General features: G+C 51.2%; 11 protein-coding genes. 5 read left to right on the top strand and 6 right to left on the bottom strand.

What is annotated here, in order from left to right; genetic code table 11:
• Nucleotides 1-35: 35 nt before the first annotated feature.
• Both MKY48_RS06545 and htpG read left to right on the top strand, forming a co-directional pair.
• A complete protein-coding gene (locus MKY48_RS06545) occupies nucleotides 36-1,277 on the top strand; it encodes an MFS transporter (RefSeq protein WP_339271003.1) in 1,242 nt (413 codons plus the stop codon).
• A gap of 247 nt (nucleotides 1,278-1,524) precedes the next feature.
• Nucleotides 1,525-3,402, top strand: coding sequence for a molecular chaperone HtpG (gene htpG / locus MKY48_RS06550; RefSeq protein ID WP_339271005.1), 1,878 nt, complete (start codon nucleotides 1,525-1,527; stop codon nucleotides 3,400-3,402).
• A gap of 112 nt (nucleotides 3,403-3,514) precedes the next feature.
• On the opposite strand, the gene MKY48_RS06555 is transcribed toward htpG, so the two are convergent.
• From MKY48_RS06555 to MKY48_RS06570, 4 genes are all read right to left on the bottom strand, one after another.
• Entirely contained in the window at nucleotides 3,515-4,141 is a 627-nt protein-coding gene (locus MKY48_RS06555; RefSeq protein WP_339271007.1) for a DUF3298 domain-containing protein, read from the bottom strand.
• Nucleotides 4,142-4,386: 245 nt separating this feature from the next.
• Nucleotides 4,387-5,538, bottom strand: coding sequence for an MFS transporter (locus tag MKY48_RS06560; protein WP_339271009.1), 1,152 nt, complete (start codon nucleotides 5,536-5,538; stop codon nucleotides 4,387-4,389).
• A gap of 49 nt (nucleotides 5,539-5,587) precedes the next feature.
• Nucleotides 5,588-6,133, bottom strand: a complete 546-nt coding sequence (locus MKY48_RS06565) for a PadR family transcriptional regulator (protein ID WP_076322846.1) — start codon at nucleotides 6,131-6,133, stop codon at nucleotides 5,588-5,590.
• A 449-nt stretch (nucleotides 6,134-6,582) separates the two neighbouring features.
• Nucleotides 6,583-6,969, bottom strand: a complete 387-nt coding sequence (locus MKY48_RS06570; RefSeq protein WP_339292553.1) for a helix-turn-helix domain-containing protein — start codon at nucleotides 6,967-6,969, stop codon at nucleotides 6,583-6,585.
• A 248-nt stretch (nucleotides 6,970-7,217) separates the two neighbouring features.
• On the opposite strand from MKY48_RS06570, the gene MKY48_RS06575 reads away from it, so the two are divergent.
• Nucleotides 7,218-7,763, top strand: coding sequence for an NAD(P)H-dependent oxidoreductase (locus MKY48_RS06575; protein WP_339271011.1), 546 nt, complete (start codon nucleotides 7,218-7,220; stop codon nucleotides 7,761-7,763).
• Nucleotides 7,764-7,945: 182 nt separating this feature from the next.
• The gene (locus MKY48_RS06580) at nucleotides 7,946-8,476 is read left to right on the top strand and encodes a GrpB family protein (RefSeq protein WP_339271013.1); all 531 of its coding nucleotides are present in this window, start codon (nucleotides 7,946-7,948) and stop codon (nucleotides 8,474-8,476) included.
• Nucleotides 8,477-8,489: 13 nt separating this feature from the next.
• Here the strand turns inward: MKY48_RS06580 and MKY48_RS06585 are convergent, their stop codons facing one another.
• Both MKY48_RS06585 and MKY48_RS06590 read right to left on the bottom strand, forming a co-directional pair.
• Nucleotides 8,490-9,551, bottom strand: coding sequence for a response regulator (locus MKY48_RS06585; RefSeq protein ID WP_339271014.1), 1,062 nt, complete (start codon nucleotides 9,549-9,551; stop codon nucleotides 8,490-8,492).
• Nucleotides 9,529-11,397, bottom strand: coding sequence for a histidine kinase (locus MKY48_RS06590; RefSeq protein WP_339271016.1), 1,869 nt, complete (start codon nucleotides 11,395-11,397; stop codon nucleotides 9,529-9,531). The genes MKY48_RS06585 and MKY48_RS06590 overlap by 23 nt, the downstream gene beginning before the upstream one ends.
• Before the next feature lie 190 nt (nucleotides 11,398-11,587).
• On the opposite strand from MKY48_RS06590, the gene MKY48_RS06595 reads away from it, so the two are divergent.
• Complete coding sequence (locus MKY48_RS06595) at nucleotides 11,588-12,949, top strand: sugar ABC transporter substrate-binding protein (RefSeq protein WP_076322854.1); 1,362 nt, start codon at nucleotides 11,588-11,590, stop codon at nucleotides 12,947-12,949.
• Nucleotides 12,950-12,956 lie beyond the last annotated feature (7 nt).

Raw genomic sequence — 12,956 nt, forward strand, 5'->3', positions numbered from 1 at the left:
GATCGTGATCGGATTTTCTGGAGAAGGGGAATAACATGTCCTTTTACATCAAAGACCTGCTGCAGCTGTCTACGGGGGTGCGCCGCTTCCTTATAAGCGAGGCCTTCTATGGCATTGGAATCGGCCTCTATACACTCGTCCTGAATCTGCATCTGCTTTTTCGGGGGCTAAGGGAGGACGAAATCGGCGCGTTGGTGTCGATGGGCATTCTGATTATGGGCGTGCTCGCCATTCCGGTATCTCTGCTCGCCAACCGGACCGGAAGGAAAAAACTGCTGGTTACCGGCGTATTCTTTATCGCCGCAGGCAATGTGCTGTTTGCTGTCAGCGATGATTTGCTGTGGTTCTATGCCGCTCAAATATTGGTGTCTACCGGCTTGACGCTTGTGGAAACGACGGAGATTCAGCTTCTCTTCCATTATTGCCGTTCCCGTAAGGAGGAGGCCCGTGCATTTTCCTTGATGTTTGCCGTCTTTACGGCTTTCACGGGTCTCGGAACGCTGGCTGCCGGATATATCTCGAAGGGATTTGAAGGAAGCAGGGGCTATGAAGTGTCCCTTCTGCTGACCGGGCTGGTGCTTGTGCTTCATGGCGTCATCCGGGCGTTCTGGCTGCCTTCTGAGCGCAGGGACTTGGATGAGGAAGCGCCGACGGTTTCATCTTCTAAGGGAATATCCAGGTTAACGGGGCCTCTGTCGTCCGGGACCTTATGGCTGTTCGCCGTGTTTACGGCGCTGCTCGGTGGCTGTATCGCCATGACTGGCTCATTCTTGAACGTCATCGTGAAGTTCCGCCTGGATTGGATGGATGACCAGGTATCTTTAATTCTTGCCATCGGCGCGATCCTTCTGTTTATATGCTCATTGATGACACCGTACGTCATGGAGCGGTTCGGTTATAACACGGCCATTATCTCGGTATTTATCGTTAATATGTTGCTGTTTGCCGCTCTATACATGATTCTCCCCGTATGGCTGTTTGTCGGGCTGTTTCTGCTGCGGGGCGGTGGCGTGACCATGCTGTCCAATCTGCTGGACAGTCTGCTGATGTCGGCTTTCAATGAGAAGGAACGTAATCTGTATGCTGGCATGCGGTCGGTATTTCGGAGTTTAGGCTCGTCCGGGGCAACTTTTGTTGCCGGACTGATCCTGGCCAGGCAGGATTATCGGCTCCCCTTTCTGGCCACGGCCGGCGTGCTGCTCCTATGCGGCCTGTATTACGTATGGTGGATTCGTCCGGTCTTATCCAAGAGATTAAACAGCGGTATCGAGCCATGAATGAAGGGCCGTCTAAAAGGGGAATTCCCTTTTAGGCGGCCTTTTTGCTGATTGCAGCATGCTGTTTTCATATTCATCTTACGGCGTCGGCTTCACAGTTACAGGTTGAACCCGTATTTGTTCGAGGGAAAGTCTTTAAACATATTGACATCAAAAATTGGTACATGTTTAAATAGAAGAAGTGTTAGCACTCTGCTGTAAAGAGTGCTAAAAGAAACCTCGTTCAGATTGGAAGGGAGATTTTTTCATGGCGAAAAAACAGTTTAAAGCTGAGTCCAAACGGCTGCTCGAGATGATGATCAACTCCATCTATACGCAGCGTGAAATTTTTCTGCGTGAGCTGATTTCAAATGCCAGCGACGCGATCGACAAGATTTACTATAAAGCGCTGACTGACGACAACTTGACCTTTAACAAAGAAGATTACTACGTTAAGATTACCGCAGATAAAGCAAACCGTACGCTGACCATTACCGACACGGGGATCGGGATGACAAAGGAAGACCTCGAGAACAACCTCGGCATCATTGCGAAGAGCGGTTCCCTTGCATTCAAGAGTGAGAACGAAGCGAAGGACGGCCACAACATTATCGGCCAGTTCGGCGTTGGCTTCTATTCGGCTTTCATGGTTGCCGATGTCGTTACCGTGACCAGCAGAGCCCTCGGCAGCGACGAAGCATTCAAGTGGGAATCGGAAGGCGCGGATGGATATACCATTACGCCGGCCGAGAAGGATTCTGTCGGAACCGAGATCGTGCTTAAGATCAAAGAGAACACGGAAGACGATCAGTATGACGAGTATTTGGAAGAATATCGTCTAAGAGCGATCATCAAGAAGTACTCGGACTTCATCCGTTATCCGATCAAGATGGATGTGAAAACGCAGCGTCCGAAAGAAGATGCCGAGAATGAGTTCGAAGAAGTTCAGGAAGAGCAGACCATCAACAGCATGGTGCCGATCTGGCGCAAGAATAAAAGCGAGCTGACCGACGCGGATTACGAGAATTTCTACAATGAGAAGCGCTACGGCTTCGATAAACCGCTCAAGCACATTCATGTCAAAGCGGACGGCGCTGTTGTATACAACGCGATTTTGTTCATTCCCGAGAATACGCCATTCGATTATTACACCAAGGAATACGAGAAAGGGCTTGAGCTGTATTCCAACGGCGTCCTGATCATGGACAAATGCGGCGACCTTCTGCCGGATTACTTCAGCTTCGTGAAAGGGATGGTCGATTCCGAGGATCTGTCGCTGAACATCTCCCGCGAGATGCTCCAGCATGATCGTCAGTTGACGCTGATCGCGAAGAACATCAAGAGCAAAGTGAAAAGCGCGCTGCAGGGCATGATGAAGGACGAACGAGACAACTATGAGAAGTTCTTCGCCTCCTTCGGCAGAGGTCTGAAATTCGGCGTCTACAACGATTATGGCATGAACAAGGAAGATCTTCAGGATCTGCTGCTGTTCACTTCCTCCAAGGAGAAGAAGCTGGTTTCGCTGGATGAGTACGTATCGAGAATGCCGGAGGATCAGAAGTATATTTATTATGCTTCCGGTGATTCCATCGACCGGATCGAGAAGCTCCCGCAGACGGAAATGGTGCTCGATAAAGGTTATGAAATCCTGTACTTCACCGATGATGTTGATGAGTTTGCGATCAAGATGCTCATGAAATACAAGGAGAAGGAATTCAAGTCGGTATCCAGCGGCGATCTTGGCCTCGATTCCGAGGCGGACAAACAGGAGAATGAAGCCGAAGAGAACGACAATAAGGAACTGTTTGAAGCCATGGGCAGCCTCTTGGCCGGCAAGGTGAAATCCGTTAAAGCTTCCAAACGATTGAAATCCCATCCGGTATGCCTGTCCACGGAAGGTGATGTCTCGATTGAGATGGAGAAAATCCTGAAGGCGATGCCGAACGGACAGGATATCCAAGCCGACAAGGTGCTGGAGATTAACACGAATCATGAGGTGTTTAAATCTCTGAAAGCTCAGCAAGCGGATGAGGATAAGCTGAAGCTTTACACGAATCTGCTGTACAATCAGGCGCTGCTGATCGAAGGCTTGCCGATTGCCGATCCGGTGGAATTCACGAACGATATTTGCAAAATCATGGTGTAACCGGCGCAGCTGGATTATAAGATAATAACAAACAAACCTGAAACTCTGGTGTAAGGTACCAGGGAATCGGGTTTGTTTTTTTGTACATCTAATCTCAGTGCAGTGTAGATCGTTACACTACGTCCGCGGCAAGATCCGATAACAATCCGTTCTCGGTTGCCAGGCCTAAAAGGTCGTACACCGATATTGGGAACATCGGAAAGCCGACATAGTATGGGGTGATGGCATATAGCGGATAGAAGATGACCAGTGACTTATCCGCTAGATAGAAGTCCTGGTTCGGCGAAACGGTAACCGGACGGTTCTCCAGCACGGGAATGCCGCGTTCCTTGATCTGACGGTTCACCTCGACGGCCAAGATGGCTTGATAGCCCGAGCCTGGGCGGAACAGATCGGATAAGGCATAGGATTTTCCGGTGGCCGTGGCAAAGGTCAGGCCTTTCGTCACCGTATACCCGTGCGCCATATGTTCGGAGTAGGTATAGTTCGTCAGCACGAGGCTAAGAATGCCGCGCTCGTTCGTTTTGATCTCAAAGGTGCCCGTCGTTTGCGGGTTGGTGCCGGTCTGAACCTGCTGCTGTTCTCGCTGCATGTCCTGGATTTGAAGAATAATGACCCGGTTGATGGCTTCTTCCGCCCCCGGATCCATGAGGCCGTGTACTTGCGGATAATGAATCACGAGACTGGGTGCCGTATGCGTAAGGGTATGGATACTTGCCGGGGGTACATATTGCGCCATACGTACAATCGCTCCAATCTAACATCAGATACGTTAGCCTATTCGGAAGCGGACGCAGAGGTTACGAAGTTGGCAGGAGCGGAGGCTTGAGACTTGGAGGCTTCTAAGGCTCCGTCAACCCGGCAGAAGGGCTTCGGATAGGCAGAACGCTCCAATGCGAAAGAAAGCTCTAATGCGAAAGAACGCTCCAATGCGACAGCGGTAGTCCAAGGCCGCGGGCATGTTTGTTGTAAATCAGCAAGCCTTCACTCCTTGTCTGTAACGCCAGACGTAAGCAATCTTCTTACAAAGATCGTGAATATGACTAAGGAAACGACTACCGATGCTGCTGTAACCGTGAACAAATACGTATAGCCGATACGCTCGGAAACCAAGCCGAGTATAATGGCGCCAAGTCCGATGCCGAGATCGAATGCCGTCATGAACGAGGCGTTGGCTGCTCCTCTCCGGTTCTCCGGAGCAATGCGCAGGGTCGCTGCTTGAAGCGCGGGCTGGGCCGAGCCGAAGCCGATACCGTACAGAATGGCTGCCGTAATCAGCCCGGTCAATCCGTTTGACATACTTAAGACGATCAGAGCCGCCGCCGTCACGACAAGGGACGGAATGATGACAGCCGCTTCGCCGAAACGGTCCGACAGCTTCCCGGCAAAGGGTCTGATCAAGGTAAGAGCGACGGCGTACACCAGGAAAAAGGTTCCCGGATTGACCCGGATGGACTCGGCAAACAGCGGGAGGAAGGTCGTGATCCCCCCGTATGCGACAGCCAGGAAAAAGATTGCGACCGTGACAGGGAGAACGGATTTCTCGACTAACTGAATTCGCCCTGCCGACGGTTTGGCTTGATAAGGGGCTCTGGTCATGTAGGCCAGTATGAAGGCAATCAGAGAGAGTCCGGTAGCGACAAGGAACAACGTCCGAAACGAATACCCGCTGACGATAAAAGTACCCAGCATGGGGCCGATGGCCATCGCAACCGTCATCGCCATACCGTACCAGCCCATGCCTTCCCCGCGGCGGGAGGTTGGGATTAAATCCGTAATGACCGTTCCGATGGAGGTTGTCGAGAAAGCCCAGCTCGCGCCATGCAAGATCCGCAGCGCAAGCAGAAGCAGAATGCTGCCAACCCAATCGTAGAGATACATCGAAAGAACAAAGAAGATAAGACCCCAAACGTAAAAAGCTCTTCTGCCGTATCGGTCCACCAATCCCCCGACCATCGGGCGAAAGACGACCGCCGTCAGCGTGAACGCACCGGCCGCCAAGCCCACCTGGGATTCGGAGCCGCCTAAATGCTTGATATATAGCGGAAGCGTGGGCAGCAGCAGATAGAAGCCCGTAAACAGAAATAACATCCCGACCGTCATCTGAATAAACGGTTTCGTCCATAAACGTTCCATCCTGTATCCCTCCTTATTTCGAATTTCTCAATGTGAAAACATCTGGACTCTAGTCTTCTTCGGATTTAACAGTCGATATTTCTTTCCGGATCCACTCGATATTCGTCATTCCTATCTGCTTCCGGTGATCGAGTACCCGCAGCAATTGAAGCCGCTGTTTCTCAGGATCAGGTTTATAAAACGTGATCTCCGCTTCAAAGTCCGTCACATGTTTCAGGTTGGTCTCCAGATAAATCAAATACTGCTCTAGACAATCGAGCCGAACCTTCTTCGGAACATACCGGAAATAGACCATTTTAAAATGGAATATCTGCTCCGTATCCATGTTGTATTCCAGGGGGTTCTCCATGAGCTCGAGAAACTTCTTCCGTCCGGAATCGGTGATCCCGTAGATTTTGCGGGGGCGTTTGCCTCCGCCGGATTCGTCCAGACGAAGATGGATCCACTCGTGATCCACCATCCGGGAGAGCAGGGGATATAACGTTCCGGAACTAATCTGACGGTAAGGACCCCCTGCATTTTTTAATATCTCTTGAAGCATATACCCGTGTTTATCCCCGGTCATCAATTCACCCAACACAAAAATTTCATACATATGAGCGCCTCCAACAATATGTCGTTACGATATAAATATATATCGTAACGACATAAATATGCAATACCTGGAAAAGATTTTTTGCAATCGTTCTCCAAACGACGGTAACTATGACATGGCGCTTTAAGATAGTGATAGATGAAGTGAAGCAAGAGGAGCGATACATTTAATCTGCGTCAGACACAAAAAATAGGAAGAGAGGGATTAGCGGTTTAAAACGGAGTCTTGTAAAAACTGATCCCTGTTAGAACTACCAGCTTAGAGGGGACCTAACAAATGAAGCCGATCTGAGTAGGATCGGCCGAAGAGTGCGCGAGGGGGATGGAGGTCAATTGCAAATTGAGGAATATAGCAGACTAGGATTCGTGGTGCACAGCAGGGAGTAAATGCATGCGTTCGTATAGGCGAGCAGTGCCCAGCATGAGCATTAAGGGTTTTGCTTCCTGCGTTTACAGTCCGCCTGCGTTTTTCCCATGACTTTCACCTTGTTGTCCGTTGTTCTTCTCGACATAATCCAAATGTTGAAACCCCCAGGTGCACATGTCGGTCAGAACGCTGCCCAAGCTCTTTCCGTGCTCCGAGATGGAATACTCTACTTTGGGCGGAATCTCCTGATATACCTTGCGTACGACCAGCTCATCCTGTTCCAGTTCGCGGAGCTGATTTGTGAGCATGCCTTGGGTCACGCCCGGAAGCAGCCGCCGGAGCTCCCCGAACCGTTTGGTTCCGTCCTGCAGCAGTATAAACAAAATCAGCGGTTTCCACTTGCCTCCGATTAATTGCAGCGTTGTCAGGATGCCTTCGGTGTTAGGCCGTTCATGATCGCTTGTTCTCATATTCTCATCTCCCATAGGAAGGGTGTCATCGGTCTTTGTTCATGTGATGTTAGTAATGTAGCACAGTATTCCGTTTAAACCCAGTACTATTCTTATTCGTACTTAGTATGTTTTATCGTACTATGCATGGGATGAATAGGTACGCTAAAACCGACTAAGTACATAAAAAGAGCGTACTTTTCAACGAAGCCGATCCGAAACATAATGGGGGTGTCAAACAAACCAAATGAGACAGGAGAGACCTGAATATGAAAATCATGGTGATTGTGGCTCACCCGAATTTAGACAACTCGCGTGCGAATCGAGTGCTGATGCAGCACAGCAGGCTGTATGCGAATGGAAATGTAGATATCCGGGATCTTTACAAGGAGTATCCGGACTGGAATATCGATATCGAGCGCGAGCAGCAGCTTCTTCTTCAGTATGATCGGGTGGTGTTCCAGTTCCCGTTTTACTGGTACAGCTGCCCGCCACTGTTGAAGAAATGGTTCGATGACGTGCTGACCTTCGGCTGGGCGTTCGGACCGGAAGGCAACAGTCTGAAGGGCAAGGAGTTTATGCTGGCCACGACGGCAGCAGGCACGGAACAGGAGTATCAGGCAGGTGGGGACAATTGGTACACCGTCAGTGAGCTGCTGCGTCCGATTCAAGCCACGTTGGACCGGTGTAAAGTCCGTTATTTGCCGGCCTTCGCGACCTATAACGTGGAGCGGGTAAGCGATGAAACCCTCCAGGCGGAGGCCGACAGATATGCCAATCAGGTTCTAGCACCTGCAGCCGAAAGCCGATACTGAGGCTCGCTTCTCCGTTAACCGATAGAAGATTGGCTCTTGCCGGCCGAAACCATTAAGGGCATGATAGAGTCATATATGACATGACCTGAAGCAGTTCTTATGCTCTTTTATGGGGGCCCGCTACTATTAGCTCGAGGCAGCTTCATAAGCACATGCGCACCAAATTGGAGGGAGGAAGCTTTATGACGATTGATGAAGATATTCATTTGGAGTCCTACGACAAGCAGTGGGCGGATCGGTTTTGCGACGAACACCAGACGTTAATCAGGGAGATCGGCGCTTATACGTCCGCCATCGAACATTTCGGAAGTACATCCGTACCGGGGATGACGGCTAAACCCATCATCGATATTCTGGTGGGCGTGGAGAACGCGTTGCATACGAATGAAATCATCCCCAAACTGACCGCTATGGGTTACGAGGACTTGGGCGAAGCCGGGATTCCCGGCCGTTTATACCTGCGCAAAAGAGGTAAGCATGCCTATAATGTTCACATTGTGTTATACCGTGGCGACATTTGGAATCATAACATCATCATCCGGGAGTACTTGCGAGCACATGCCGTGGAAGCCGAGCGTTACAGTGAGATCAAACAGCGTATCGTTTTGCAAGGAACCCGGACCTTGCTCCGATATTCCGATGAGAAGAATGCGTTCGTTGAGCAGCTTCTTGCTAGAGCGAAAGTATGGATGAATGGTGTGCAATCCGAATAAGCGTCTGGTAACTCTATCCTCCATTCATGGCCTTGCACTGCTTTCGGTAAGCGGAAGGGGTGAGGCCATGAAATTTTTTGAACGTCTTGCTGAAATGGACATAGTCCGAGAAGCCGACGCGGTAGGCCGTTTCCTCGGCGGAAAGCTCAGACTCCGCCAGCAATTCCCTCGCTTTTTCCATGCGAACCTGCACCAAGTATTTCACGAAGTTCATATTCGTTTCGCTCTTGAAGGTACGGCTTAGATACGTGACCGACATCCCCACTGAATCAGCCACCTCCTGTAAGGACAAATCCTCCATCGCGTAATTCTCTTCAATGTATCGCTTGGCTTTCTGAATATTGTGGCGAGACCCTAGATTTCGGGAACCCTTAATCAGCGCCAGCATTTCCTTGACCTTATCCTCGATTTGACGGCGGCAGGCCATGGGGTCATCCTGTGGCCATTGATCCTCGCCGATCTCCATTGCAAGAAGCAAACCGCGTTCTTCAAGCGCAGCCAGCAGATCCTGCATCAGCATATGAGCATATCTTGATAAGCTCACCTCTTCGGGTCCCCTCGTCTCAAAAAGAGCCATGATCTGGCGGATTTGTTCCAATGCTCCCTGCTCATCGGCAGAATACAGCAGCTGGGCGAGCCTGGCTTTATGGCGCTGCTGCGCAAGCGTCCATTCCGTCTGCCGGGAGAATCGCGCTTTCCGGTTATCCAGCTCCCTGCAGGCACGTTCCAGTGTTGTATGGAACTGCGCCGGGTCGATGGGCTTCAGCAGGAAATCCGAAACGCCATAGCGCAGGGCCTGACGTGCAAATTCGAAGTTGTCGTGGCCTGAGAGGATAATAAAATGCATCTGTGGATGGGATTCCCGGACACAGCGGATAAATTCCAGTCCATCCATTTCAGGCATGCAAATGTCGGTCACGATAATATCTGGCCGGGTGCTCTCTAGCATCTGCAGGGCTTCAACCCCGTCTTCGGCTTCGCCGGTGACCACAATTTGAAGACCGGACCTCTCAACAAGCTTTCGCAAACTCAAATGAATGGCGTATTCGTCATCAATCATCATTAACCGGTACATGGTGTCCCTCCTCGCTAGTCCTATACGGCAGTCTAATCTCAAATATCGTGCCTTCCAAGGGCACGGACTCCACAAGATGCAGGCCATACTCGTCACCGAAGGTAAGCTGAAGTCTTTGATGCACGTTCAAGAGCCCGATGCCGCTCGTGGGTTCCTCCCCGCCGTTTCGCAGCATGCCTTCACCCGGCTTCTCCCGGGTTTGCAGGATGCTGCTGATCTGCCACAGCGTTTCCGCTGCCATGCCAATCCCCTTGTCACGGATCATGATGGCAAAATAGCCCGCCTCCGCACGGGTGCTTATCCCGAGGTAGCTTGGCTTCTTGCCTCGGTATCCGTGTATGAACACATTCTCTACGATCGGCTGCAGCGTCAGTCTGACGGCATTTACGCGATCCAGGTCCCGTTCGTTCACATCCATATCAATCTGGAGTCTGCGGAAACGGGCGCTTTGAAGATCGAGATAATACTGGACATGCGTCATCTCCTCCCGCAGCGGCACGACAGACCCGGCATGGCCGATATTGTAACGGAACATATGGGCCAGCGCCCGCGTCATGCGACTGATCTCCATATGATCGTCCGCAATGGCATATGAATTAATAATCTCCAGTGAATTGTACAAAAAATGCGGGTTGATGTGGGACTGCATGGAGCGGAGCTCGGATTCCTTCTGCTTGATCATGAGCTCCCGTTCCTTCAGTTGGGAATCCTGGACCTCCCGAATCAGCCGCTTCAGCTCTCCCGTCATGCTGTAAAAGCTCTGGAATACGGCAGTCATTTCATTGTTGCGGAACCGGTTCATTTTGGTAGGAAGCACAAAATCACCCCGCTCGACGCGGGCCATCAACTTCTGGAGCATGGATAGCGCTCTCGTCAAGGACAAGGAGAATCCGCCTACAAGCGCCAATGCAATGATTAAGAGAATGGCTGCGGCCGCTAGCGAGTAATTACGCTGGGTGATCAAACCGCCGATGAGATTGTTCAGCGGCAGGTCGGCGACGACCGTCCAGCCAGTGATCTGCGAGCGTTCATGCAGGACCATCTTTTCGGTGCTGGAAGCTGCGTCTTGATGCCGGAAGAAGGAGGAGTCCCGGTTTTGAATATGCGTTAACAGCCCCGGTTCGACTTGGGTTCCGACCCGACTCGGATCCGGGTGGTAGATCATCTGCCCATCCTTGCCCATGATCCAGACATCAAAGCCGCCCAGCGAATCATTAGAGCAGATGGCTCCGATTTGCTTCAGATTGAGATCGACAATCAATAAGCCTTTATAGAGAAAGGAAGAATTGTCATAGAGCTTCCGGGCCACGGTAAGGGCTGGCGTGTTTCCTACCCGGCTGAGGCCGATGATTTGAAAATCGTTGAATTGATCCAGCTGCGCTTGAAAGGACCGGTTGCGTTTGCGGATTTCACTCATATCGAGCAGCCCCGGCGCGCTTTCGTAATCGGTGATTTGTCTCTTGTTCTCGGCGACGAGCGAAATTCCGATAATATCGGACCGGCCGTAGATCATCTGGGCAAACAAGTCGTCCTCGACTTTTTTGGCAAGCTGAAAGTACGCATAGGGGGTAAGCTGGGTGGTCGAGAGAAATTGCTGGATCTGCGGGTTGTGGATAAAGGGATAGGTGGAATTCTCCAGATTGGATATGTACGAATCCAGTGAGACGTTGGTTTGCTCGATGATACGCCTGTTAGCGCCTGCGGCAAACTGTTCAATCGCATCGGTAGACGACTGGTACCAGAAGCTGCCAAGCAGAAAGAAGGGGAGGCCAATGAATAGGATGATCAGAACGAACAAACGTTGGTTAATGGTCAGATTACCGGTGGAAACGCCTTGGATGTTCATCGCTCTTCCGCCTTCCGCATTGAAGTAAGGAATGTAAGGAACATTGTAGCAAAAAAACACAAGTTGTAAATAAAAAACCATGATGCCGCAGCAAGAAATCACAAGTGGGCTAAGAAAGCACATGGGCGCATTCGGTCGTTATCAACTACAATCGCATTAATCCATTTCAAACAATAGGGGGCGAGGATTTGTGAAAAAGAGAAAAGGGCTTTACAGCTGGTTAACGGCCTTATTGCTGATAACCGTTATAGTAAGCGGTTGCAGCAATGCTGATGAAGGAAAGGGCGGTACTGCCACACCCGGTACCGGAGGCGATGAAGGGAAAAAGGTAGAAATCCTGCTCGGGTATTATTCCAGCGACAGCTCCGATACGAAGATGAAGGAGCTGATCGAGCAGTTCGAAAAACAGCATCCGAACATTAAGGTGAAGACGCAAAGCGCGCCATACGGGCAGTTCTATCAGAAGCTGGATACGCAGATCGCGGCCGGCCAAGCGCCGGACGTATGGCTGTCCGACGGCGTCTACGTCATGAAATACGCCCAGCGGGGCGCCGCTAAGGATCTGACGGATTGGATCGCAAGAGACCTGAAAGCCGATGAATACTACGGCCTCGATTTTAATAAGGACGCGGACGGGCGCTATTGGGGCGTGCCGCAGGGCATTCAGGTCGGCGTGCTGTTTTACAACAAGGAGCTGTTTGATAAAGCAGGCGTAACGTATCCTTCGGATGAATGGACCTGGGACGACCTGAAATCGTCGGCAGCCAAGCTGACGGTGGATGCCGGTGGAAAAACCGCCGAGGACAGCGGGTTTGACGCTGCAAGCGTGAATCAGTTCGGGCTGACGTTCTTCAGCATTACCGAAGGCTGGTTCTCCGTGATGAAATCCTACGGCGGCGGTGTCCTTGACGAGAAAGCGGAGAACTCCATCATCAATTCGCCGGAGAACAAGCAGGCGTTCGAATGGATGGTCGACGGCATGCAGCGCGGCATCATTACGGATCCGGTCGACCTGAAGAGCTTCCAGAGCAATACCGCCGTGTTCCCAAGCGGATCTGCAGCCATGCGGATCGGCATCTATGCCCGGGTGCAGGCAGCGAATGAAGCCGGCCTGAATTATGATGTGACGCTGCTGCCGAAGGGACCTGATGGCAAGCGAGTGTCCCCGGTCATCGCCAACTCATGGGTGATTAATCAGAAGTCGAGCGACGAGAAAGCCGAGGCTGCCTGGGAGTGGATTAAATACTGGGCTACGGAAGACGATGTGCAGAAGCAGTGGACTGAACTGGGTGAAGCCGTGCCCGTCAAAAAATCCGTAGCGGAATCCGAAGTGTTCCTCAAGGCGGGAGAGCAGCCGGCTAACCGCCAGGCCTTCCTGGATAGCCTGGAGTTCGCACAGACACTCGACAATAACGCAGTCTGGGAAGAATGGGTAGGCAAATTCAACGAACATGCGGAGCGTGCCTTCCTTGGGGATGCAACTATCGATCAAGCGCTCAGCGAAGCGGATGCTGCCGTTCAATCGATTCTCGATGATTTTTATAAAAAATAAAACAAGG

This window comes from Paenibacillus sp. FSL W8-0187 (assembly GCF_037969755.1).
Classification (GTDB): domain Bacteria; phylum Bacillota; class Bacilli; order Paenibacillales; family Paenibacillaceae; genus Paenibacillus_AQ.

Bases quoted from the DNA above. Each gene is read 5' to 3' on its own strand.
- MKY48_RS06545 (WP_339271003.1), top strand. From the start codon at position 36: ATGTCCTTTTACATCAAAGACCTGCTGCAGCTGTCTACGGGGGTGCGC.
- htpG (WP_339271005.1), top strand. From the start codon at position 1,525: ATGGCGAAAAAACAGTTTAAAGCTGAGTCCAAACGGCTGCTCGAGATG.
- MKY48_RS06555 (WP_339271007.1), bottom strand. From the start codon at position 4,141: ATGGCGCAATATGTACCCCCGGCAAGTATCCATACCCTTACGCATACG.
- MKY48_RS06560 (WP_339271009.1), bottom strand. From the start codon at position 5,538: ATGGAACGTTTATGGACGAAACCGTTTATTCAGATGACGGTCGGGATG.
- MKY48_RS06565 (WP_076322846.1), bottom strand. From the start codon at position 6,133: ATGTATGAAATTTTTGTGTTGGGTGAATTGATGACCGGGGATAAACAC.
- MKY48_RS06570 (WP_339292553.1), bottom strand. From the start codon at position 6,969: ATGAGAACAAGCGATCATGAACGGCCTAACACCGAAGGCATCCTGACA.
- MKY48_RS06575 (WP_339271011.1), top strand. From the start codon at position 7,218: ATGAAAATCATGGTGATTGTGGCTCACCCGAATTTAGACAACTCGCGT.
- MKY48_RS06580 (WP_339271013.1), top strand. From the start codon at position 7,946: ATGACGATTGATGAAGATATTCATTTGGAGTCCTACGACAAGCAGTGG.
- MKY48_RS06585 (WP_339271014.1), bottom strand. From the start codon at position 9,551: ATGTACCGGTTAATGATGATTGATGACGAATACGCCATTCATTTGAGT.
- MKY48_RS06590 (WP_339271016.1), bottom strand. From the start codon at position 11,397: ATGAACATCCAAGGCGTTTCCACCGGTAATCTGACCATTAACCAACGT.